The organism is Alistipes sp. Marseille-P2263 (genome assembly GCF_018101075.1).
Lineage (GTDB): Bacteria > Bacteroidota > Bacteroidia > Bacteroidales > Rikenellaceae > Alistipes > Alistipes dispar.
The window spans coordinates 64,936-89,102 of the sequence record NZ_JAGQEJ010000002.1; the positions used below are offsets into that span (position 1 = coordinate 64,936).

Sequence of the window (24,167 nt, forward strand, 5' to 3'; positions counted from 1 at the left end):
TCCGACCCTTGCCTCAACGCTTCAGGATCGCACCTTCGGCCGTCACGCGAAGCGTCACCTCACGGTCCCGGCCATCCTCCAGTTCGACCTCGTACCAGTCGCCGTCGGGCGTCTCCACGAAATCCGCCCCGTCGATCCCGAACGCCGCGTAATCCGAACGGCGGATCGCATCGGTCACGGCCGCGGGCAGCTCGCGGACGCGCACCTCCCACGAGGTCTTCACCCACTCGCCCGCACCGTTGAACAGCAGCTCCTTCTCGCGGCCGTCGTGACGAATCTCCACCTCCAGGAAACCGTCGTCGGAGTCCTTCTCCAGCACGACCGCGCCGGGGTAGTTCGTGCGGATGAAGGCTTCGACATCCGCACCGACCGCCGCGCCGTCGCCGCCCTCCTGCGGGGTGTAGAGCGACAGCTCGCCCTCGGGAGTGACCTTCACCTTCACGTCGCCGCGGCGCGACTCCAGTTCCAGACGGTAGAACGTCCCTTCGGAGGCCGTCTCGTACAGATCGGCATCGTCGAGCCGGTAGCCCTTCGCCTCGGAGTAGTCGGAGGCCTCCCACGCAGCCGTCACCGCCTGCGGCAGTTCCGAGCGGCGCAGTTCGGTCTTGGTGTACTGCCAGGCGTCGCTGCGGTCGAAGAAGAGTTCGCGCTTGACGCGGTCGGCGTCGATCAGTTCGACCTCCGTACCCTCGTACTCCGCATCCACGTCGATCACGCGCGCCCCGGGATAACGGCTCGCGATGAAGTCCCCGATCCCGTCGGAGGGACGCGAAGGGATGAAATCCCCGTAATCGTAATCGTCGCCCGCGTCGGCCACGCTCTTCACGAGCACGCCGTCCGCCGAGTAGTAAAGATCCATCTCGCGGCCGTCGCGCTCGACCTCGACCACATAGACGACCTCCACGCCGTCACGGTCCAGCATATCGACCTCATCGACCCGCCAGTCGGCATACTCGCCCTCCGCGAAGGCTCTCTTAACCGCTTCGGGCAACTGGTCGAACCGGATGTCCGTTTCGGTCATCGACCATGCGCCGTCGCCGTTCTCGAACCATGCGGCGCGATTCGCCGCGACACCCGCCGCACGCACGCCGCTCCAGTAGAAATTCGCCACGGCGTAGTCGCCCTTCACCTCCCAGCGCACCTGCTCGGCGCCCGGATAGAGCGCTTCGAAAGCCGCCAGCACGGCCGGGGAAACCCGATCCGATCCGCTTCCCTGCGAGCCGCTCTCCTTTTCGCATCCGACGGCAAGCAACCCAACGGCCGCCGCACCCAACATATTCCAAACGATTCTTTTCATTTTCATTTTCTTTTTCCGATAAGACTTCGATTCAATTTCGGGAACAAATGTCGCAACCGATTCTGAACGGAAACTGAAATCCGCAATTTTTTCCGCAGCCCCCTCGGAAACCCGGCGCGCGACGGCCGCCCCCCCCGGAACGGAAACGGGCCCCGCTTGCCAGCGGGGCCCAGAGAGACGATCGGCCGACGGGGTGTCTCAGCGCAGCCTCGGACGCACGTAATTATCGGTCGCGGAAGTGAAGCTCAGGCCGGGGACGTGCCGGTCGGAGAGCGGGAAGACGAGCGTATCGAGCTGCGACAGGTCATCGGCCGACACGGCGTAGTAACGCTCCGCGGCCGCCCCTTCCACGCAGACCGTCCAGTTGAGCAGCGTGCCGACGATCGACATCGCCTCGCGCCGCGGATCGAACTCGACGGTCCCGACGCGGCGTACCCCGTAGCCGGGCATCGTCACGGCGTAGAGGCGGTTCTCCGCATCGGTCAGGAGCGCCAGCGTGCGGCGGCTGTGGAACTCCGTGATGAAGAGGTGCTCCGGACGGACGCCCTCCGGAAGACCGACGGCCCGCACGTAAGGACGCCCCTGCACCATCTTGAGATGGAACAGCCGCCGGTCGGCGTCGAGCAGCACATACCCCTCGTCGTACTCCTTGCGTGCGGAGGGGTTGCCCGAAATCTCCGCCACCGGGAAGCGCACTCCCTTGCGGCGCATCTTCCCGGTGAACAGGGCGCTCTTCGCGGTATCGACCGTATTCGAGGCCATGTCGATGAATTCGATGCCGGAGGCGGTCAGGCGGAAGGCATCGTCGGGCATCGCCAGATCGACGCGGCCCGACATCGACTCCAGCAGGAAGCGGATGCCGGAAACCGGGGTATTGACATCCTGCGGCGTGGAGCGGAACACGAAGGTGGCGGCCTGCGCCTCGCGGGGCGAGACGGCGCGGCCCGCGATCGAATCGGGGAAACGGCCGTCGGCCACGAGCTGCCGGGCGTAGAAGAGCGGCAGCAGCGAATCGAACTGGCGCTGTCCGTACCGGTTGCCCCGGCGATCGAGATACTCGAGCTCCTTTCCGCCGCGGCGGATCATCGCGAAATCGCCCAGCACTTCGCTGTAAAGGGTGAACGGCGTGCCCTCGCTCTTCACCGTGAGGTAATTGACGCCCCACGGCAACTGCCAGACGAGCAGCACGGCGACGAGCAGTCCGAAGAATATTCTGCTGAATCGGGTCATGGATTTTCGGGATTTACGGAAGGAATCAGTCTTGTCTGCCGGCCATGAACCGCACGACCGAGAGCCATGCGAGCGAGGCCGAGAGCAGTGTCAGCGCCAGCAGTACGGGCAGGAAGCCGGCATAGGCCCGCGGAACGGGCGCGAGGAAGAAGATGCGCAGCAGGAGCACGGCCATCAGGATATTCACCGTCCGGCGCTTCCACGTCGGTTCGAGAATCACCCATGCGGCGAACAGGTAGGCCGCCAGTCCGGCCGCATACCACGGCATGAGCGTCCCCACGATATTGGCGACGAGCTCGTGCGGCAGCACCGGCGATGCGGCTCCCGCGACGAGGGCGAGGCTCGTGCCGGAGACGACGGTCAGCGCCGCGACGCCGAACAGCAGCATGGTCCCCGTCGCCCGCAGCGCCGACACGGGCAGGTGCAGCGTCAGCTTGAGGCATTTGCGGTGCATCTCGGGGGCGAACTGCACGACGGCGAGCAGCAGCCCCGCCAGCAGCGGCACATACTCCATCTGCTCGACGAAAACGGCGTTGCGCGTCACCATCACCTCCCAGATATGTCCGGCGCCCATCATTCCCAGCGCGCGGTACAGCCGCAGCATGGCGTAGCCCGCGAAGGCGCACGTCACCGCGAAGGCGACCGCCAGATACCAGCGGGACTTGATCCACTCCTTGTACAATATGGCTTTCAACATGGCGTTTTTCAGTATTTTCCGGTCAGACCGATGAAAGCGTCCTCCAGCGAGACGCGCTCCTCGTGCAGCTCTTCGGCGGGAATCCCCGCCTCCGCGAGCCTGCGCGCCACCTCCCCGTACGGCAGGAACGAGCAGAATTCGAGCGTCGAACGCACCACCGAGGGGTGGTAGAACTCCCCGTCGCCGGGCAGCGGAGCCCCCTCGGGCACACGGCACGTATAGCGCCGCACGCGGTCGAGAATCTCCCCGACGGGGCGTTGCAGCAGAATGCGGCCGTAGTCCATGATGATGCAGTCGTCTATCAGGCGCTCCATGTCCTGAATGATGTGCGAGGTGAGGAAGACCGTCTTCCCCTCGGCCTTGGCGTACTCGCGCAGGTAGTCCGCGAACAGCCGCCGGTAGCCGGGATCGAGCCCCAGCGAGAAGTCGTCCAGCACCAGCAGGTCGGGGTCCTGGGCCAGAATGAGCCCCAGCGCCACCTGCGACCGCTGTCCGCACGACATGCGCGAGATGCGCTGCCCGGGGCCGACGTGCAGCTTGCGCATCAGCTCGTAATAGGCTTCGCGCCGCCACTTCGGGTAGAAGGCCGCATAGAACCGTTCGACCTGCTCGATCGACATGAACTGGTACTGCACGTGCCCCTCGATCAGCAGGCCGATGCGCCGCCGCGTGAGGGGCCGCATCCGGCGGATGTTCTCGCCGAAGATGCGGCACTCGCCGCTGCGGGGTTCGAGATACCCGCTCAGAATGTTGATCGTCGTGGTCTTGCCCGTGCCGTTCTTGCCCAGCAGGCCGAGGATGCGGCCCTCGGGGACGTCGAACGAGAGGTTTTCGTAGATTTTGCGCCGCCCGTAGCAATGCGTCAGGTTGCGGCATTCGATAACGGATTCCATGGCGGTGTCAGATGAGGAGGAACAGCAGCGGAAGGAGGATGCCTGCGGCCAGCTCCACGCCGCCGCGGCCCCGCAGCCCCTTGGGGCCCTTCACGATGACCAGTCCCGTGAGCGTGATGAGTATGAGCCCTCCGCCGAAAATGTCGGCGAAGGCGGTCCACCACGATCCCGGATTGTAGTGCAGTTTCGTCAGCGCGCTCCACACGGGCCGCCGCGTCAGCCGTTCGACGACCGCCTCGCCGCTCCGGGTGTCGGCCACGAGCGACGAACCGCCTTCGAGGAAGATTTTGAGCGTATGCCCGTCGGGAAAGTAGTGCTTCACGTACCCCTCCCCGACGCCGGCGCGTTCGAGCAGCGCCTCGGCGTCGGCGCGCGAGAACGCCTCCCTCTCCGGAAGCGGAGCCGGGAGCGTCAGACGCGTCTGCGAGACCGAATAGTTCGGATTGAAGGTGTCGCGGTGGTTCATCGCTATGCCCGACAGGGCGTAGATGAGCACCATCCCCGCGAAGAAATACGAAAGGTCGCGGTGCAGCGTGCGGCTCCAGCGCCGCAGCGCGCTACTGTTCAATTTCATACGAGGTCGCCGTCACGTAGTAGAACGAGAGGTAGTCCTTGCCCTCGGCGGCCTTGCGGGCGGCGATCTTCGCGCGGAAGTCGGCAATGCGCTCCGCGACGGTGGCGCCCGTCTCCTGCCGTGCGGCCTTCTCGGCGTCGCAGCCGGCCTCGGTCGTGCCGTGCCGTTCGCCGGTCTGCGCCTTCGTCTGCTCCTCCCAGGCCGCGAGGTAGGCCTCGTCCACGCGCTGTTCGTCGAGCGTACCCGTGACGCGCACGATACGGTTCACGCACTGCGGATCGAAGCTGCCCAGCTCGCCGCTCTCGACACGAACGGTCTGCGTGTCGTCGCTGCCCATGAGGAAGATCTTGCGTGCGCCGTGCCTGCACGTATGGGTGCAGACGCCCTCGATCGTGACGGTCTTGCCGGCGAGCGAGTCGGCCGAAGCCAGCAGCTCGTCGATCTCCAGCGCGGCCGGCCGCGCGGCCTCCGTCTGCCGGGTCTTGGCTTTCGTCGAAGCGTTGCCGCCGCAGGATACCGATGCGCAGGCGCCGCATGCGAGGGCGACGGCCAGGGCGCGTAACAGAATGTGTTTCATGACAAATTAGGTATTTTGGTTCGTTCCATTTCCGGCGGCAAAAATAGGAAAAACGGGCGGTCCCCGCCATACCTAAAAATAGGGATTTTCGACCGTTAATTGACGTTCCGGTACTCGTTGGGCGTCTGCCCGGTCAGCTTCTTGAACATGCGCGTAAAGTGCTGCGGGTACTGGAATCCCAGTCCGTAGGCCACCTCGCCGATCGTGAGCGAAGGGTCCAGGATCCGCTCCTTGGCCACCTCCAGTAGCTTGAGCTGGATATACTCCTGCGCCGTGCGGCCCGTCTCCTTCTTCACCAGGTCGCCGAAATAGTTGGGCGACAGGCAAAGCTCCCCGGCGCAGTACTTCACCGACGGAAGCCCTTCGCGCCGCGCCCGGCCGTCGGAGAAATAGCCGTCCAGCAGCTCCTCGAAACGGGTCAGCACGTCGCGGTTCACGTTCGACCGCGTGATGAACTGCCGCTCGTAGAAACGCAGGCAGTAGTCCAGCAGCATCTCGATATTGATGGCGATGAGCCGTCTGCTGTGGCGGTCGATGGCATGCTCCAGCTCGTGACGAATCTTCCCGAAACAATCCACGACCATCCCGCGCTCGCGCTCCGAGAGGTGCAGCGCCTCGTTCACCTCGTACGAAAAGAAGCCGTATTCCTTCATGTTGCGGCCCAGCGACGTGCCGCGGATGAGGTCCGGATGGAAAACCAGCGCCCAGCCCTTCGGCTGGAACTCCCGTCCGTCGTCCTCGAACCCGATCACCTGCCCGGGCGCCAGACAGACGAGCGTTCCCTCCTGATAGTCGTAATAGTGCCGGCCGTAGATCATGTCGCCGCACTTGATCTCCTTGAGAAAGACCGCATAGAAACCGTAGGTCTGCCGGAAATGCCGCATCGGGTGCGCCTCGGACAAATCGACGACGCTCACCAGCGGGTGCAGCGTTTCGACGCCCAGCATCGCATTGTACTCGGCGACGGACTCCAGATGATGAATTTTCTGTTCCATGACAAGGTTCGTTTTCCGCAAATATACGGCTTTTATCGGCTTTGCGCACGGCCGGCGGGCGAAATCCGGAATCGGGGTAAAAGAATCCGTAATCCATCTACCCTCCGGGCCGGCCCCGTCGTACATTTGCACTGCGCCCCGGCACGGCCGAAGGACGAACCCGGAGCGATGCACGCAACGACGACACCGGCGATCCCGCCCGCAACGCCAGCCGCCCCCGCCCTCACGCGGCAGCCGCTGCGTGAAGCGCCGCGGAACGAACAGGGGCGGCCCGGCGGGATTCGCGCGACAACGGCCCGCCTCCCTGAGAGAACGCACCGCGGCGCCGGTCAGAACTTCCGGGGATAGCGCAGCAGAACGGCCAGCAGGGCCGCGCCGCCCAGAATGACCGGATAGTAAAGATAGCGCATGATCCCCAGCGGCGAAAGCCCCGTGAGCCCCGCCGCCATCAGCAACTGCGCCCCGTAAGGCAGCAGGCCCTGCGTGAAGCAGGAGAAGGTGTCGAGCAGGCTGGCGCTGCGGCGCCGGTCCACGCCGAAACGGTCGGCGATCTTGCGGGCGATCGGTCCCACGGTCAGAATGGCGATCGTATTGTTGGCCGTACAGAGGTTCGCCAGACAGACCAGCCCCGCGATGGTCCCCTCGGCCCCGCGCCGCCCCGAGATACGGCGCGTCATGCGGTCGATGATGTAGTCGATGCCGCCGTTCAGCCGGATCATTTCGAGCAGGCCGCCGGCCATGAGCGTAATGATGATCAGCTCGCCCATCCCCGTAATGCCGCGCCCCATGCCGCCGCACCACGCCATGAGGCCGAAACTCCCGGTCGCCAGCCCGATCGCCCCCGAAGCGGCGATACCCAGCAGCAGCACCTTCATCACGTTCATCCCCGCGAGGGCCGTCACCAGCACCAGCAGGTAAGGCACGACCCGGATCCACTCGATCCGGTCGGACTGCGCGGGGACCGCCGCCGCGCTGCCCGTCACGAGGTAAATCCCGAGCGTCAGCAGGGCCGCCGGGGCGACGATGCGGACATTGACGCGGAACTTGTCGCGCAGGTTGCACTCCTGCGTGCGCGTCGCGGCGATCGTCGTATCGGAGATGAAGGAGAGGTTGTCGCCGAAGAAGGCCCCGCCGACCACGATCGCCGTGAGCCACGCCTCGCCGAGCCCGGTCTGTTCGGCGAGCCCGGCGGCCACGGGGACCAGCGCGACGACCGTGCCGACCGACGTACCGACCGACAGCGAAACGAAGCAGGCCGCCAGAAACAGCCCCGCCGGGAGCAGGCTCCCGGGAAGCAGGTGCATCGTCAGCGCCACGGTGGCGTCCACGGCCCCCATGCTCCGCGCCGACTCGGCGAAAGCCCCGGCCAGCACGAAGATCCAGATCATCAGCATCACGTTGGGATCGGACGCTCCGGACGAGAAGCGGCCGATACGCTCGGCGAAGGGCATTCCCCGCATCAGGGCCACGGCATAGACCGAGGCGGCGACGAAAGCCACCGAAATCGGCATCCTGTAGAAATCGCCTGCCAGAAGCGACACGGAGAGATAGCTCACCAGAAAAACCAGCAGCGGCGTCAGCGCCAGGAACCCGCCGCGGCGAACGGAAGTCGGAGACATATAATATAGTGAGATTCGGAGCGCAAAAATAAGTCAAATTTTCCACCCGGGCAATCCGTCGCCCGGATATCCCGGTATCCGGAAGCGACGTCCGGGCCGCCGAATCCGGGAACGGCGGCGAACAGTTTAAATGCCTATTCCCGAACGCCTCCGGAATAATAATTTTTTCTTCAAAAAATTGCTTTCATAAATTTTATTACTACATTTGTGTTAAAATAATGTTACATTTTTATTTCGGACCGAATTTTCGGGCCGCAGGAAATACGCAACAAGCTCCTAACATATAAACACATGAGATAGCAACACCCTGAAAATACCGAACAACGGACCAATTAACGAACCTAAACCACACATTTTACAAATCTTAAAATTTTAACTATGAAACGACTTTTTAGCTTAATGACGCTGCTCCTGGCCGGGGGGGGGTTATTCCTGGCATCCTGCTCGGATGACGACAACGGAGAAAACGACGGTCCTTCCGGAGGTTCGACGCCTTTCGCATCCGTAACGGCCAAGGACGGAAGCAGCACGATGACCGCGACCGTCAATGACACGGACAAGACGATCAAGTTCGGGGAATTCCAGAACACGACCGATCTGACGGCCGTCGAAGTGACCTTCAAGATGAACAAGGGGCATATCCTCAAGACGCCCGCCAATCTGACCTCGACCGTCAATCTGAACAATCCGGTCAATGTCGTGGTGCTGATGAACGGCAAGACGGAGGAAACCTACAAGATGACCGCCGACACTCCCGAGACCCCCGAAGCCATTCTGGGCGCCAAAGTCGGCGACGTGGAAGCCGCGGTCGGCGAAGACAAGAGCATCACGGTCAAATGGCAGGAAGGCATGGAGATCAACCACATGGTCTTCACGCTCGATCTGGTCGAAGGCGCCACGGTGAAATCGCCCGAAAACCTGACCTTCGATCTGGAGTTCGGCGACGGCACGCTGGTAGTGAACTACCAGGGTTCGGACATCACCTACACGGTCAAAGCGACCGACTACGTGGACCCGATGCCTGCGCTGGGCTGGACCGACGTAACGACCGAGTTCGCTCCGCTGCCCGCCTATATCAAGGTGTACAAGACGACCAAAGCCGGCGGTATCGACAACAACGTCGCCTACGTTGCCATGATGGGCAGCCAAGCCACTATGGCGATAGTCGGCGACGGCACTAATCCCAAAACCATCGACGAATACGAAACCAACGGCGAGTACAAAGTTTATGTCGTAGGAGTGAACTCCACCGTACAGAATATCATCATCCAGGACGGAAAGGTCGTCAGGTCGGATGCCAACAGCCACGTCACCGGCGCCATCTATCGCGACGCAGACGGCAACTACGGCGCCGCATACGTTCGGGGAATCGAAGACAAACTGTACTCCTTCCCGTTCCGCGCTTCGGGCGAGTACGAAGAGCCCAAGGCGGCCGAAGGCAAAGCATGGGCTCCGCAAACCGCTGTCAATGGCGTTCATATGATCCTGTTCGATAACAATGTGCTGACGGCCGACCAGGTCAAGAGCAACGAAAGCACCTGCTTCAATTACGGAGACGACAACTTCTACGCTCATTCGGCTATCGGCGTGACGAAATACAACAAGGTTTTCGCTTTCTGCGGACAAATGGTGGAGGGCAGCAAAGGCGTGACGATCCCCAGCATGGCCCAGAGCCTGAAAGACATGGGATGCGTCTCGGCCATCGCATTCGAGGCCTCCGGTTCGCCCGACATGCACATCAACAAGAAAAAAACGGTAATCAACAAATACGCCCAACAGGGAAAGCCGAAAGCCGTACAGTGCGCCGTGGCATTCAAATAGCCATAAGACCGGTCTGCCGGGAAAGCGATGCAAAGACACGGCAGATTCCGATAACGAAGTTCACCCCTGCCGTAATGCTATTACGGCAGGGGTGAAATCGTAAAATCCGCGATCGGTGCGGCGCGCGGAAGGAGAGGGATTCGAACCCCCGGAGCCTTGCGGCTCAACGGTTTTCAAGACCGCCGCGATCGACCGCTCCGCCATCCTTCCGGAGACAAAAGTAGTACGGATTTTCCATTCTGCCAAATCCCGCCGTCTTTTTGTTCCGGAACGTCCGTACGGCATCCGATACGAAAGACGGGATTTCCGACTTCTCCGGAATTTTCGTATCTTTGTTACCGGCTGAAACCGAGCCTCCCCACACACTACGTCTCCTGCCATGAACAAAACGCAGCTTGTCGAGGCGATAGCCCTCGACGCCAATATCTCGAAAATCGAAGCCCGCAAGGCCGTGGACGCTCTGATCCGCGTCACGGTACAGGCCCTGCGCGAAGAGGAACGAATCACCCTGACCGGTCTGGGAACCTTCAGCGTGCAGCACAAGGCCGCCCGCACGGGACGCAATCCCCGTACGGGCGCAACGGTCAAGATTCCGCCGCGCAAGAGCGTCAAATTCCGCCTCTCGGCCGAGATCGAATGACAGGACCGAACGCACGCCGGCGATAAGGGGCGCCGGACGGAAACGGCCGCGGAGAAAGGGATGGTCCCGGACGGAATCCGGTTCTCGTCCGGACAGGAAACCGGAACCGGCCATATCGGCCAATGCTCTACCGTTTACTCCAATTTTCAAGACTTTTCGACCAAAAAGTTTGGGCCGAGGGGATAGTTTTTATACTTTTGCACCCGATTTTGCGTGCCGCAAGGCACAGCGTATAGAAACTAAACCAACAAGTTATGAAAAAAACACTTCTCCTGCTCGCCGCCGTCGCAACCGCCTCGGGCGCATTCGCCGAAGGTTACCAGGTAAACAACTTCTCGGCCCGTCAGGCCGGCATGGCCAACGTCGGCACGGCGATGAAACTCGGTGCGGAGTCGATCTACTTCAACCCGGCGGCCACGGCATTCCAGGAGTCGAAATTCAACATCTCCGTCGGTGCGACGGGTATCCTTTCCTACGTGTCGGCCTCGACGCTCCCTTCGATGGAAAACGGCTACGAGAGCTCGCTCACGGAGGATTCGGACAACAAAATGTCCACCCCGCTGCACATGTACATCAACTACAAACCCGCCGAGCGCTGGGCCGTGGGCCTGGGTTTCTACACCCCGAACGGCTCCTCGATGAACTGGGGCGACAACTGGTCGGGATCGCACCTCATCCAGCAGATCAACCTCGCGGCCTACACCTTCCAGCCCACCGTCTCGTTCAGGATCTGCGACCGTCTCTCCGTCGGCGCGGGACTGATGCTCACGTGGGGCAACTTCGACCTGTCGCGCGCCATGCTGCCCATCGGCGCCGGCAACAAGACCCTCGCCCAGGGATTCAACACGATCGGCAAGCTGCTGCCCGCGCTGGGTGCGGGCGCCGGCCTCTCGCCCGAGGAGATCGCCCGATACCAGGCCATGGCCCAGCAGGGCGAGACCTACTTCACCGACAACCTGCAGGACAAATCCATCGTCTCGGCCAAGCTGGAGGGCAACGCCAACCTCGCCGTGGGCGTGAACGCCGGCATTCTCTGGGACGTGACCGACGAATGGTCGATCGCCATGAGCTACCGTTCGCGGATGGACATGAAGGTCGATAAGGGCACGGCGCAGCTCATCTACGCCTCGCAGGAGTCGCAGCAGCTGCTTTCGTTCCTCAACCAGATGCTCCAGACGGCCGGTCAGCCCTCCGCGATTCCGGCACTGGACAAGGGTACGTTCCACACCCAACTGGCGCTCCCGACGACCGTGACGTGGGGCGTCTCCTACCGTCCGAACGACAAGTGGCGCATGGGCGTCGATCTGCAGTGGATCGGCTGGTCGGCCTACAAAGACCTGAACGTGTCGTTCAACGAGAAGGAGCTGGGCATCAAGGACATCTACTCGGTGAAGAACTATTCGAACACGCTTTCGGCCCGCTTCGGCGCCGAATACGACGCCCTCGACTGGCTGGCGGCCCGCGTGGGCATCTACTACGACGAAAGCCCCGTGGACAGCAACTACCTCAATCCCGAAACGCCGTCGATGACCAAGATCAGCTACTCGCTGGGTATGTCGTTCCGGCTGGCCGCCTGCGCGGCGCTCGACGTGGCCTACTGCTACGTCTCGTCGGCCGACCCCGAGCGCACGGGTTCCTACCCGGTCTATGACTACACGTCGGGAGACCTCGCATCGGTCTTCACGCGCAACTACAAGCTCCACGCCCACGTACTGTCATTCGGCATGCGTTTCAATTTCTGAAACCGGGAAAATTTACTATCTTTGCGGTGCGCTTCCCTGACGGAGACGCACCGCAATGTTTTCGGCCCTATAGTTCAAGGGATAGAACGAGGGTTTCCTAAACCCTAAATCCGCGTTCGAGTCGCGGTGGGGCTACGAGACGCCGGAACGGAGCGATCCGTTCCGGCGTTTCTCCTCCGCCCCCGAAAAGAGGCGCCGCCACATGGCGCATTGCCGAATTTGCACTATCTTTGCCCCGTCAAACCGCACGAACGATGGAATCACTCAAAGAGTTATACAAAATCGGGAACGGCCCGTCGAGCAGCCACACGATGGGCCCCAAACGGGCTGCGGAACGTTTCGCCGACCGCTGCCGCGACGCGGACGCCTACCGTGTGACGCTCTACGGCTCGCTGGCCGCCACGGGCAAAGGCCACCTGACGGACGTGGCGATCCTCTCGGTGCTGCAACCCGTAGCGCCGACCGAAATCGTCTGGAAACCCGAGACCGTACTACCCTTCCACCCCAACGGCATGCTGTTCGAAGGGCTGAAGGGAGAACAGGTCGTCGATTCGTGGAAGATTTACAGCATCGGCGGCGGCGCGCTGGCCAACGAAACCTCGCGGCTCGAAGTGCCCCGCAGCATCTACCCCCTGACCACCGTCACGGAGATCAAGGAGTGGTGCTACAACGAAGGCAAAACCTACTGGGAGTACGTGAACGACTGCGAGGGCCCCGAAATATGGGACTACCTCGACCGGATCTGGACCGTCATGTGCGAGACGATCCAGCGCGGACTGAACAACGACGGCGTACTGCCCGGAGGACTGAAGGTCGCCCGCAAGGCCAGCACCTACTGGGTCAAGTCGAAGAGCTACAACGATTCGCTCAAGTCGCGGGCCAAGATCTACGCCTATGCGCTGGCGACCTCCGAGGAGAACGCCTCGGGAGGCGTGGTCGTCACCGCCCCGACGTGCGGTTCGTGCGGCGTCGTGCCGGCCGTGCTCTACCACCTGGCCACCTCGCGCGACTTCCTGCGCATCCGCATCCTGCGGGCCCTCGCCACGGCGGGCCTGTTCGGCAACATCGCCAAGACGAACTCTTCGATTTCGGGCGCCGAGGTAGGCTGCCAGGGCGAGGTGGGCGTGGCCTGCGCCATGGCCGCCGCCGCGGCCTGTCAGCTCTTCGGCGGCACGCCTTCGCAGATCGAATACGCCGCCGAGATGGGCCTCGAACACCATCTGGGACTGACGTGCGACCCCGTCTGCGGCCTCGTGCAGGTCCCCTGCATCGAACGCAACGCCGTGGCCGCCGCCCGTGCCCTGGACGCCAATATCTACGCCACGCTGTCGGACGGCTCGCACCTGGTGTCGTACGACAAGGTGGTGGAGGTGATGAACGAGACGGGGCACAACCTCCCGAGCCTCTACCGCGAAACCTCGGAGGGCGGTCTGGCGAAGCGCTACGAGCGGAAATAGCCCGCGCTCCGACGCGACGATTCCCGTTTTCCCGTCCGCTCCCGCCGACAACGAGAAACCTCCCCGGTCTTGCGACCGGGGAGGTTTTTCATAAGAAGTTGCGTCACGCGGCTACTGCGCCTGCTGGAGCGTTTCCAGCTCGGTCTTCGCAGCGACGACCAGATCGTCGTATTCGCGCAGACCCGTACCGCCGGGGATCAGGTGACCGCAGATCACGTTCTCCTTGAGGTTCTCCAGCGGATCGACCTTGGCCTGGATGGCCGCCTCGTTGAGCACCTTGGTCGTCTCCTGGAACGAAGCCGCCGAAATGAAGCTCGAGGTCTGCAAAGCCGCACGGGTGATACCCTGCAGAACCTGCGTCGAAGTCGCGGGAACGATATCGCGCACCTGTACGGGCCGCAGATCACGGCGCTTGAGGCTCGAATTCTCGTCGCGCAGCTTGCGCAGCGAAACGATCTGTCCGGGCTGCAACACGGTCGAGTCGCCGGCATCCGTCACGACGACCTTGTCGTAAAGCTCGTCGTTCACGTCCATGAACTCCCACTTGTCCACGATCTGATCCTCGAAGAAACGGGTGTCCCCCGGATCCTCGATCTTCACCTTCGACATCATCTGGCGCACGATCACCTCGAAATGCTTGTCGTTGATCTTCACGCCCTGCATACGGTACACCTCCTGCACCTCGTTCACGATATACTCCTGAACGCGCGTCGGGCCGAGGATGTTGAGGATGTCCGAAGGCGTGATGGCTCCGTCCGACAGCGGGTCGCCGGCCTTCACGTAGTCGTTCTCCTGCACGATGATCTGACGCGACAGGGGCACGAGGTAACGCTTCACGTCGCCCTGCTTCGAGGTGATGATGATCTCGCGGTTGCCGCGCTTGATCTTGCCGAACGTCACCTCGCCGTCGATCTCCGAGACGATGGCCGGATTCGACGGGTTGCGGGCCTCGAATAGCTCCGTAACGCGCGGCAGACCGCCGGTGATGTCGCCGCCCGACTTGCCGACGGCACGCGGAATCTTGATGAGGATGTCGCCGGCCTTGATCCGGGCGTTGTCCTTCACCACGATATGGGCCGAAACGGGCAGGTTGTACTGCTTGACCTCTTCGCCCTCCTTGTTCTGAATCTTGATGACGGGGTTCTTGGTCTTGTCCTTCGACTCGATCACCACCTTCTCCGAAAGTCCCGTCTGCTCGTCGCGCTCGTCGCGGTAGGTCACACCCTCGATGATGTTCTCATAGGCGACGCGGCCCTCGTACTCCGAGATGATCACGGCGTTGTAGGGATCCCATTCGCAGACGAGGTCGCCCTTCCTGACTTCGGCGCCGTCCTCCATGAAGAGCGTCGCGCCGTAAGGCAGGTTGTGCGTGTAGAGCACGATGCCGGTCTTGGGATCGACGATGCGGAACTCCGACTGGCGCGAAATGACGATGTCGATCGCCTCGCCGGCGGCGTTCTTGCCCTTCACGGTGCGGAGTTCGTCGATCTCCAGGCGGCCTTCGTACTTCGATACGACATTCGTCTCGACAGCCGTGCCGCCGGCCACGCCGCCGACGTGGAACGTACGGAGCGTCAACTGCGTACCCGGCTCGCCGATGGACTGCGCGGCGATCACGCCGACCACCTCGCCCTTCTGCACCATGCGCGCCGTGGCCAGGTTGCGGCCGTAGCACTTCGCGCAGACGCCGTGGCGCGCCTCGCAGGTCAGCACCGAACGGATCTCGACGGACTCCAGCGGCGACTTCTCGATGGCCTCGGCGATCGACTCGGTGATCTCCTCGCCGGCCTTGCAGAGCACCTCGCCCGTCAGCGGGTGGATCACGTCGTTCAGCGCGACGCGGCCCAAGATGCGGTCGTAGAGCGTCTGCACGACGTCGTCGTTGCGCTTGATGGCCGTAGCCGTCAAGCCGCGCAGCGTGCCGCAGTCCTCCTCGTTGATGATGACGTCCTGCGCCACGTCCACCAGACGGCGCGTCAGGTAACCGGCGTCGGCCGTCTTCAGGGCGGTGTCGGCAAGACCCTTGCGGGCGCCGTGCGTCGAGATGAAGTACTCGAGCACCGAAAGTCCCTCCTTGAAGTTCGAGAGAATCGGGTTCTCGATCACCTGCTGACCGCCCTCGACGCCCGACTTCTGCGGCTTGGCCATCAGACCTCGCATACCGCTCAACTGACGGATCTGCTCCTTCGAGCCGCGGGCTCCGGAGTCGAGCATCATGTACACCGGGTTGAAACCGTCGTCGTCCTTGATCAGCGTGTCGATCACGGCCTTCGTCAGCTTCGTATTAATATTGGTCCAGACGTCGATGATCTGGTTGTAACGCTCGTTGTTGGTGATAAGACCCATGTTGTAGTCGTCCATGATCGCATCGGCGCGCTCGTAGCCCTCCTGCACGAGTTTCTCCTTCTCGTCGGGAATGATCACGGCGTCGAGGTTGAACGACAGACCGCCCTGGAATGCCATGCGGTAACCCATGTTCTTGATATCGTCGAGGAAGGCGGCCACCTTGTCGGCTCCGGCCTTCTTCATCACCACGGCGATGATGTCGCGCAGCGAACGCTTCGTCAGCACCTCGTTGATATACCCCACCTCCCGGGGAACCACCTGGTTGAAGAGGATGCGGCCGATGGTCGTCTCCTTCAGGACGCGCACGGGATTGCCCTCCTCGTCCAGATCGTCCACCAGACACTTCACGATGGCGTGCAGGTCGGCACGCTTCTCGTTGTAGGCGATGATCGCCTCCTCGGGACCGTAGAACGTGTGGCCTTCGCCCTTCACGCCCTTGCGGGGCTTGGTGATATAGTACAGTCCGAGGACCATGTCCTGCGAAGGCACGGTGATTGGAGCGCCGTTGGCGGGGTTGAGGACGTTGTGCGAACCGAGCATGAGCAACTGCGCCTCCAGAATGGCGGCGTTGCCCAGCGGCAGGTGCACGGCCATCTGGTCGCCGTCGAAGTCGGCGTTGAAGGCCGTACAGGCCAGCGGATGCAGCTGCATGGCCTTGCCCTCGATCAGTTTGGGCTGGAACGCCTGGATACCGAGACGGTGCAGCGTCGGGGCACGGTTCATCAGCACGGGGTGGCCCTTGATGACATTCTCCAGAATGCCCCAGATCACGGGGTCCTTGCGGTCGATGATCTTCTTGGCCGACTTCACCGTCTTGACGATGCCGCGCTCGATGAGCTTGCGGATCACGAACGGCTTGTAAAGTTCGGCGGCCATATCCTTCGGAATACCCATCTCGTGCATCTTCAGCTCGGGACCCACGACGATCACCGAACGGGCCGAGTAGTCCACGCGCTTACCGAGCAGGTTCTGGCGGAAACGGCCCTGCTTGCCCTTGAGCGAATCGGAGAGCGACTTCAGGGGACGGTTCGACTCGTTCTTCACGGCGTTCGACTTGCGCGAGTTGTCGAAGAGCGAATCGACGGCCTCCTGCAACATGCGCTTCTCGTTGCGCAGAATCACCTCCGGAGCCTTGATCTCGATCAGACGCTTCAGACGGTTGTTGCGGATGATGACGCGGCGGTAGAGGTCGTTCAGGTCCGACGTGGCGAAACGGCCGCCGTCGAGCGGAACCAGCGGACGCAGCTCGGGCGGAATCACCGGAATCACGCTCAGCACCATCCACTCGGGCTTGTTCTTGCCCTCCGAAGCACGGAACGACTCGATGACGTTCAGGCACTTCAGCGCCTCGGACTTACGCTGCTGCGAGGTCTCGGTCGAGGCCTTGTGGCGCAGCGCATAGGACATCGAGTCGAGGTCCACCTGCTTGAGCAGCGTGTAGATCGCCTCGGCGCCCATCTGGGCGACGAACTTGTTGGGGTCCGCATCGTCGAGCGCCTGGTTGCCCTTCGGCAGCGCGGCCACGACGTCGAGGTACTCTTTCTCCGAGAGGGTCTGCAACCGCTCGATGCCCTGCTCCGAGGCCGCGCCGGCATTGATGACGACGTACCGCTCGTAGTAGATGATCGCCTCGAGCTTCTTCGACGGAATGCCCAGCAGATAACCGATCTTCGAGGGAAGCGACCGGAAATACCAGATGTGCACCACCGGCACGACCAGCGAGATGTGGCCCATGCGCTCGCGGCGCACCTTCTTCTCGGTCACCTCCACGCCGCAGCGGTCGCAGACGATGCCCTTGTAGCGGATGCGCTTGTACTTGCCGCAATGGCACTCGTAGTCCTTCACCGGACCGAAGATGCGCTCGCAGAACAGACCGTCGCGCTCGGGCTTGTAGGTGCGGTAGTTAATGGTCTCAGGCTTCAGCACCTCGCCGCTCGACTGGGCCAGAATCTCCTCGGGAGAGGCCAGGCCGATCGAAATGCGGCTGTAACCATTGTTCGGTTTATTGTCTTTGGTAATTGACATATTTATTGCTTTTTTCTTTCCTCAGTTAAACACACACCTTACTCGAGTTTGACCGAAAGGGCCAGACCGCGAAGCTCGTGCAGCAGCACGTTCATCGCCTCCGGGATACCCGGCTTGGGCAGGTTCTCTCCCTTGACGATCGCCTCGTAAGCCTTGGCGCGGCCCATCACGTCGTCGGACTTGATGGTCAGAATCTCCTGCAGGATATTGGCGGCGCCGAAGCCCTCGAGCGCCCAGACCTCCATCTCGCCGAAACGCTGGCCGCCGAACTGCGCCTTACCGCCGAGCGGCTGCTGCGTGATGAGCGAGTAGGGACCGATCGAACGCGCGTGCATCTTGTCGTCGATCATGTGGCCCAGCTTGAGCATGTAGGTGACGCCCACCGTGGCAGGCTGGTCGAAACGCTCGCCCGTGCCGCCGTCGTAGAGGTACGTGCGGCCGCTGTGCGGCAGTCCGGCCTGGGCCGTGTACTCGTTGATCTGGTCGAGCGAGGCGCCGTCGAAGATCGGCGTGGCGAATTTCACGCCCAGCTCGCGGCCGGCCCAGCCGAGCACGGCCTCGTAGATCTGCCCGAGGTTCATTCGCGAAGGCACGCCCAGCGGGTTGAGGCAGATATCGACGATCGTTCCGTCCTCGAGGAACGGCATGTCCTCGTCGCGCACGATCTTGGCCACGATACCCTTGTTGCCGTGGCGTCCGGCCATCTTGTCGCCCACCTTCAGCTTGCGCTTCTTGGCGATATAGACCTTGGCCATCTGGATAACGCCCGTCTGCGGCAACTCGTCGCCGTTCGTGAGGTTGTACTTCTCGCGCTTGATGGCGGCATCGGCCTTCTTCCACTCGATCGTGTAGTTGTTGATCGTGGCCTCGATCAGGGCGTCCGTATGCGCGTCGCCCGTCCAGTTGCACGAGCCGAGGTTCAGGTAGCCCATCACCACGCCCGTCTTCTCGTCCGAGGACTTGCGGGCGATTTCCTCCAGCAGCTTCTGCGAAAACTTCGTACCGGCGGGATAGAGCTCCACGCCGAAGTAGTCGGTGATGCCCGTGGTGGTCTTGCCCTGCAACAGCGTCCAGAGCTTGGACACGAGCCGCTTGGTCAGCTCGGCGATCTCGGCCGAGAACTTCTCGTCGAGCTTGTCGAGCTGCATCTTCTCGGCACTCTTGCCCTTCTTGCCCTCCTTGCTGGCGCGGCTGTAGAGCTTCGTGTCGATCACCACGCCGTGCAGCGAAGGCTGCGCCTTGAGCGAAGCGTCCTTCACGTCGCCGGCCTTGTCGCCGAAGATCGCGCGCAGGAGCTTCTCCTCGGGCGACGGATCGCTCTCGCCCTTCGGGGTGATCTTGCCGATGAGGATGTCGCCCGGGTGGATGTTGGCGCCGATGCGGACGATACCGTTGGCGTCGAGGTCCTTCGTGGCGTCCTCCGAAACGTTCGGGATGTCCGAGGTCAGCTCCTCGACGCCGCGCTTCGTGTCGCGCACCTCCATGATGTACTCGTCCACGTGCACCGACGTGAAGATGTCCTCGCGCTGGATGCGCTCCGAGATCACGATGGCGTCCTCGAAGTTGTATCCCTTCCAGGGCATGTAGGCCACCTTCAGGTTGCGGCCCAGCGCCAGCTCACCGTTCTGCGTCGAGTATCCCTCCGTAAGGATCTGCCCCTTCGTGACCTTGTCGCCCGTCAGGACGGTGGGACGCAGCGTGATCGAGGTGTTCTGGTTCGTGCGGCGGTAACGCGGCAGCGTATAGGTCGTGACCTCCGGATCGAACGACGCGAGGATCTCGTCCTCCGTGCGCTCGTACTTGATCTGGATCTTCGTGGCGTCGGCGAAAACCACCTCGCCGTCGCCCTCGGCCACGATCTGAATCCGGCTGTCCGAAATCATGTCCTTCTCGATACCCGTGCCGACGATCGGGGCTTCGGTGGTCACCAGGGGCACGGCCTGGCGCATCATGTTCGAGCCCATCAGCGCACGGTTGGCGTCGTCGTGCTCGAGGAACGGGATGAGGCTCGCGGCGATCGAGGCGATCTGGTTCGGAGCCACGTCCATCAGATGCACCTCGGAAGCCGTCACCACGGGGAAGTCGGCGCCTTCGCGCGCCTTGATGCGGTCCGGCTCCAGGAAGTTGCCCTCCTCGTCGATGGGGGTGTTCGCCTGCGCGGCGACCAGATCCTCCTCCTCTTCGGCCGAATAGTAGCGGATATGCGCATTGTCCATATCCACCTTTCCGCTCTCCACCGTACGGTAGGGCGTCTCGATGAAGCCCATGGGCGAAATCTTCGCATAGACGCACAACGACGAGATCAGACCGATGTTCGGGCCTTCCGGCGACTCGATCGGGCAGAGACGTCCGTAGTGCGTATAGTGCACGTCGCGCACCTCGAAACCGGCGCGGTCGCGCGACAGACCGCCGGGACCGAGGGCCGACAGACGGCGCTTGTGGGTGATTTCGGCCAGCGGGTTGATCTGGTCCATGAACTGCGAGAGCTGCGAAGTGCCGAAGAAGGAGTTGATCACCGACGAAAGGGTCTTGGCGTTGATCAGGTCCACCGGCGTGAACACCTCGTTGTCACGCACGTTCATGCGCTCGCGGATCGTGCGCGCCATGCGCACGAAGCCCACCGAGAACTGGTTCGACAACTGCTCGCCCACGGTGCGGACGCGGCGGTTCGACAGGTGGTCGATATCGTCCACGTCGGCCTTCGAGTTGATCAACTGGATCAGGTATTTGATGATGGCGATGATGTCCTCCCGCGTCAGGGTTCGGATAGCCGGATCGATGTCCAGGTCCAGCTTCTTGTTGATGCGGAAACGGCCCACGTCGCCCAGGTCGTAACGCTTGTCCGAGAAGAAGAGCTTCTCGATGACGTCGCGCGCCGTGGCCTCATCGGGCGGCTCCGAGGCGCGCAACTGCCTGTAGATGTAAACCACGGCCTCCTTCTCGGAGTTGCAGGGGTCCTTCTGCAGCGTGTTGTAGATGATCGAGAAGTCGATGCCCGAGAGGTTCTCCTTGTGCAGCAGGATCGTCTTGGCGCCGCTCTCGATGATCTGGTCGATATGTTCCTCCTCGAGGACCGTCTCGCGGTCCACGATCACGTTGTTGCGCTCGATCGACACCACCTCGCCCGTGTCCTCGTCCACGAAGTCCTCGACCCACGTCGAGAGGACGCGTGCGGCGAGCTTGCGGCCCACGGCCTTCTTCAGGGTGGCCTTCGACACCTTCACCTCGTCCGCGAGATCGAAAATCTCGAGAATCTGCTGGTCCGCCTCGTAACCTATCGCACGCAGCAGCGTGGTGACGGGCAGCTTCTTCTTCCGGTCGATGTAGGCGTACATGACGTTGTTGATGTCCGTAGCGAACTCGATCCACGAACCCTTGAAGGGGATGATACGCGCCGAATAGAGCTTGGTGCCGTTGGTGTGCATGCTCTGTCCGAAGAACACGCCCGGCGAACGGTGCAACTGGGATACGATGACACGCTCCGCACCGTTGATGACGAACGTTCCGCGTTCGGTCATATAGGGGATCGTCCCGAAGTACACGTCCTGAACGACGACGCCGAAATCTTCGTGCTCGTCGTCCGTGCAATAGAGTTTCAGCTTGGCTTTCAGCGGAACGCTGTACGTCAGACCGCGCTCCAGGCACTCTTCGATCGAATAGCGCGGCGGGTCGATATAGTAGTCGATAAACTCCAGAACAAAGTTGTTCCGGGTATCGGTGATGGGGAAATTCTCCTGAAACACCTTGTACAGCCCCTCGTTTTTGCGATTCTCGGCCGTGGTGTCCATCTGGAAAAAGTCCCGGAATGATTTAAGCTGTACCTCCAGCAGATCCGGGTAAGGAACCCGGTTCTTGACTGTCGAAAAGCTGATTCTTTGTTGTGTTTTTGCTGTGGACATCGTAAAATCCGAATTAGTTGAAGTGTAATTGGGTGGGTTACGCTCCCCAAAATGCGCGGGTCCCTATCCCGCCAATGCCCCCGTATGCGGGCATACTATGCCCCGGGAGCATTCGACTTCCAAAGAGTGGACACAGCTCCTGCTCGGCACTTCCAGTCTTTAGACCAAGAAAAGGCATAGAGCTTACACGCCGGTAAGCCCTATACCTGATCGTCTGATGCAGCGTTAAGCAGCAATGCTACTTAAGCTCAACTTCAGCACCTGCCTCCTCGAGCTGGCCTTTGATCTGCTCGGCCTCCTCCTTGGAAACACCCTCCTTGACAGCCTTGGGAGCGCCGTCCACGAGAGCCTTGGCGTCACCCAGCGACAGGCCGGCAACATCCTTCACAACCTTGATGACCTGGAGCTTGGCCTGGCCTGCGCTCTTCAGGATCACGTCGAACGACGTCTTCTCGGCAGCGGCAGCCTCGCCTGCGCCTGCAGCGGGGGCTGCAACGGCAACAGCGGCAGCGGCCGGCTCAATGCCATACTCCTCCTTGAGGATCTGTGCGAGTTCGTTTACCTCGGTCACCTTCAGGTTAACCAGTTCTTCAGCAAGTTTCTTTACGTCTGCCATAGTTGTAAGCTTATTAATTTGTTTTTAATTTCGGTTTGTGATTAGTTGTTTCTCGATTCGAGCGTCTTCACGAGGCCCGCAATCTTTTGGCCTGCATTAGCCTGCAATGCAGAGATAACATTCTTCGCCGGGGACTGCAACAGGGCGATGATGTCGCCGATGAGCTCTTCCTTCGACTTGATGTTACACAGAGTGTCCAGTTGATTGTCGCCGATATAGACGCCCCCTTCGGCGAAAGCCGCCTTCAGAACGGGTTTGTCCGACGTCTTGCGGAACTCCTTGATCAGAACGGCCGGAGCTTTCGCAACGTGGGCGAACATGACCGAGGTGGGACCCTCCAATACTTTCACCAGTTCAGCGTCCGCCTTCTCCGCCTTCTCGAGCGCCTTCGCGAGCAGGGTGTTCTTCACGACCACCAGCTTCACGTCGCTCTCGAAGCACTTGCGGCGCAGGGCAGCGGTCTGCTCGGCGTTCAGCGCCTCGATGTCGGCGACATAGAAGTGAGGATAAGCCTGGAGCTGCTCGGCGAGGCTGTTAATAACAACCAGTTTTTCTTCCTTTGTCATCTCTATCTATCCTCCCTCTTATTTGGTTTCTACTGATTTGGAATCAATCTGCACGCCGGGGCTCATGGTGGTCGAGAGATATACGCTCTTCACATACGAACCTTTGGCAGCAGCCGGTTTCAACTTGAGAATCATGTTCAGGACCTCCTTCGCGTTTTCCACGATCTGGTCCGCAGAGAACGAGATCTTGCCGACGGTGGTGTGGATGATGCCGAACTTATCGACCTTGAAGTCGATCTTACCGGCCTTCACCTCGCCGACGGCCTTGCCGACCTCCATCGTCACCGTACCGGTCTTGGGGTTCGGCATCAGGCCGCGCGGACCCAGAATACGGCCCAGCGCGCCGACCTTGCCCATCACGTTCGGCGTACAGATGATGACGTCCACGTCGGTCCATCCGCCCTTGATCTTGTCCACGAACTCGTCCAGACCCACGTAATCGGCGCCGGCGGCCTTGGCCTCGGCCTCCTTCTCGGGCGTGCAGAGCACCAGCACGCGCACCGTCTTGCCGGTTCCGTGCGGAAGCGTCACCACGCCGCGGACCATCTGGTTCGCCTTGCGCGGATCGACGCCCAGACGGACGTCGATATCAACCGAAGCGTCGAATTTCGTGAACGTAATTTCCTTCAGAAGAGCGGCTGCCTCGGGAAGTTTGTAAGCCTTACCGGCTTCCACCTTTGCGTAGGCGATCTTTTGATTTTTTGTCAATTTACTCATCTCTTCAAGAATTACAAGTTAGGAAATTCACCGACAACGTTGATACCCATGCTGCGGGCCGTACCGGCAACCATGCGCATAGCGGCCTCCAGCGTAAAGCAGTTCATGTCGGCCATCTTGTCCTTGGCGATCTCCTGAATCTGCTCCCACGTCACCTGACCGACCTTGTCGCGGTTGGGCTGCGCGGAGCCTTTCTGTACCTTGGCTGCTTCCTTGAGCTGAACGGCTACAGGCGGCTGCTTTACGACGAAGTCGAACGACTTGTCGCTGTAAACCGTGATGATGACCGGAAGAACTTTTCCCGCCTTGTCCTGCGTACGTGCATTGAACTGCTTGCAGAAGTCCATGATATTGACTCCCTTAGAACCCAATGCGGGACCAACCGGGGGCGAAGGATTGGCGGCACCACCTTTGATCTGCAATTTAATAAATGCAGCAATCTCTTTTGCCATAGTT

The 24,167-nt window shown here is 61.5% G+C and carries 18 protein-coding genes and 2 tRNA genes; 5 read left to right on the top strand and 15 right to left on the bottom strand.

Annotation, left to right across the window (positions count from 1 at the left end; translation table 11 throughout):
* Nucleotides 1–13: 13 nt before the first annotated feature.
* The 8 genes from KB554_RS03425 to KB554_RS03460 all read right to left on the bottom strand — a co-directional run bounded on the left by KB554_RS03425 (nt 14) and on the right by KB554_RS03460 (nt 7,882).
* Nucleotides 14–1,297, bottom strand: coding sequence for a PepSY-like domain-containing protein (locus KB554_RS03425; RefSeq protein ID WP_242116283.1), 1,284 nt, complete (start codon nt 1,295–1,297; stop codon nt 14–16).
* 198 nt (nt 1,298–1,495) lie between these two features.
* Nucleotides 1,496–2,527 (bottom strand): DUF4857 domain-containing protein, encoded by a 1,032-nt coding sequence (locus tag KB554_RS03430; protein WP_211035004.1) that lies wholly within the window; start codon nt 2,525–2,527, stop codon nt 1,496–1,498.
* A 25-nt stretch (nt 2,528–2,552) separates the two neighbouring features.
* On the bottom strand, nt 2,553–3,221 hold the full coding sequence (locus KB554_RS03435; protein ID WP_141429941.1) for a hypothetical protein: 669 nt from the start codon (nt 3,219–3,221) through the stop codon (nt 2,553–2,555).
* An 11-nt stretch (nt 3,222–3,232) separates the two neighbouring features.
* Complete coding sequence (locus KB554_RS03440) at nt 3,233–4,117, bottom strand: ABC transporter ATP-binding protein (protein WP_211035005.1); 885 nt, start codon at nt 4,115–4,117, stop codon at nt 3,233–3,235.
* Nucleotides 4,118–4,124: 7 nt separating this feature from the next.
* Complete coding sequence (locus KB554_RS03445) at nt 4,125–4,691, bottom strand: PepSY-associated TM helix domain-containing protein (protein WP_211035006.1); 567 nt, start codon at nt 4,689–4,691, stop codon at nt 4,125–4,127.
* Entirely contained in the window at nt 4,675–5,268 is a 594-nt protein-coding gene (locus KB554_RS03450; RefSeq protein WP_211035007.1) for a hypothetical protein, read from the bottom strand. Before KB554_RS03450 ends, KB554_RS03445 begins: the two co-directional genes overlap by 17 nt.
* Before the next feature lie 95 nt (nt 5,269–5,363).
* Nucleotides 5,364–6,263: a helix-turn-helix domain-containing protein gene (locus tag KB554_RS03455; RefSeq protein ID WP_141427998.1), complete on the bottom strand. Its 900-nt coding sequence runs from the start codon at nt 6,261–6,263 to the stop codon at nt 5,364–5,366.
* A 329-nt stretch (nt 6,264–6,592) separates the two neighbouring features.
* On the bottom strand, nt 6,593–7,882 hold the full coding sequence (locus KB554_RS03460; RefSeq protein WP_211035008.1) for a Na+/H+ antiporter NhaC family protein: 1,290 nt from the start codon (nt 7,880–7,882) through the stop codon (nt 6,593–6,595).
* A gap of 378 nt (nt 7,883–8,260) precedes the next feature.
* On the opposite strand from KB554_RS03460, the gene KB554_RS03465 reads away from it, so the two are divergent.
* Nucleotides 8,261–9,703 (top strand): phosphodiester glycosidase family protein, encoded by a 1,443-nt coding sequence (locus tag KB554_RS03465; RefSeq protein WP_211035009.1) that lies wholly within the window; start codon nt 8,261–8,263, stop codon nt 9,701–9,703.
* A 125-nt stretch (nt 9,704–9,828) separates the two neighbouring features.
* On the opposite strand, the gene KB554_RS03470 is transcribed toward KB554_RS03465, so the two are convergent.
* Nucleotides 9,829–9,913, bottom strand: a tRNA-Ser gene (locus KB554_RS03470).
* Between the two features lie 169 nt (nt 9,914–10,082).
* On the opposite strand from KB554_RS03470, the gene KB554_RS03475 reads away from it, so the two are divergent.
* The 4 genes from KB554_RS03475 to KB554_RS03490 all read left to right on the top strand — a co-directional run bounded on the left by KB554_RS03475 (nt 10,083) and on the right by KB554_RS03490 (nt 13,542).
* Entirely contained in the window at nt 10,083–10,343 is a 261-nt protein-coding gene (locus KB554_RS03475) for an HU family DNA-binding protein (RefSeq protein ID WP_141428001.1), read from the top strand.
* Nucleotides 10,344–10,597: 254 nt separating this feature from the next.
* Nucleotides 10,598–12,085 carry an outer membrane protein transport protein gene (locus tag KB554_RS03480; protein ID WP_141428002.1) on the top strand — a complete coding sequence of 496 codons (1,488 nt, stop codon included), beginning with the start codon at nt 10,598–10,600 and terminating at the stop codon, nt 12,083–12,085.
* A gap of 63 nt (nt 12,086–12,148) precedes the next feature.
* Nucleotides 12,149–12,220, top strand: a tRNA-Arg gene (locus tag KB554_RS03485).
* Nucleotides 12,221–12,339: 119 nt separating this feature from the next.
* A complete protein-coding gene (locus KB554_RS03490) occupies nt 12,340–13,542 on the top strand; it encodes an L-serine ammonia-lyase, iron-sulfur-dependent, subunit alpha (RefSeq protein WP_141428003.1) in 1,203 nt (400 codons plus the stop codon).
* 111 nt (nt 13,543–13,653) lie between these two features.
* On the opposite strand, the gene rpoC is transcribed toward KB554_RS03490, so the two are convergent.
* The 6 genes from rpoC to rplK form a co-directional block, all read right to left on the bottom strand.
* Entirely contained in the window at nt 13,654–17,913 is a 4,260-nt protein-coding gene (gene rpoC / locus KB554_RS03495; RefSeq protein ID WP_141428004.1) for a DNA-directed RNA polymerase subunit beta', read from the bottom strand.
* A 38-nt stretch (nt 17,914–17,951) separates the two neighbouring features.
* On the bottom strand, nt 17,952–21,812 hold the full coding sequence (gene rpoB, locus KB554_RS03500; RefSeq protein WP_211035010.1) for a DNA-directed RNA polymerase subunit beta: 3,861 nt from the start codon (nt 21,810–21,812) through the stop codon (nt 17,952–17,954).
* A 238-nt stretch (nt 21,813–22,050) separates the two neighbouring features.
* Nucleotides 22,051–22,428: a 50S ribosomal protein L7/L12 gene (rplL, locus tag KB554_RS03505; RefSeq protein WP_141428006.1), complete on the bottom strand. Its 378-nt coding sequence runs from the start codon at nt 22,426–22,428 to the stop codon at nt 22,051–22,053.
* Nucleotides 22,429–22,469: 41 nt separating this feature from the next.
* The gene (rplJ, locus tag KB554_RS03510) at nt 22,470–22,994 is read right to left on the bottom strand and encodes a 50S ribosomal protein L10 (protein ID WP_141428007.1); all 525 of its coding nucleotides are present in this window, start codon (nt 22,992–22,994) and stop codon (nt 22,470–22,472) included.
* Between the two features lie 18 nt (nt 22,995–23,012).
* Nucleotides 23,013–23,711, bottom strand: coding sequence for a 50S ribosomal protein L1 (gene rplA, locus KB554_RS03515; protein WP_141428008.1), 699 nt, complete (start codon nt 23,709–23,711; stop codon nt 23,013–23,015).
* An 11-nt stretch (nt 23,712–23,722) separates the two neighbouring features.
* Complete coding sequence (gene rplK / locus KB554_RS03520) at nt 23,723–24,163, bottom strand: 50S ribosomal protein L11 (RefSeq protein WP_141428009.1); 441 nt, start codon at nt 24,161–24,163, stop codon at nt 23,723–23,725.
* Nucleotides 24,164–24,167 lie beyond the last annotated feature (4 nt).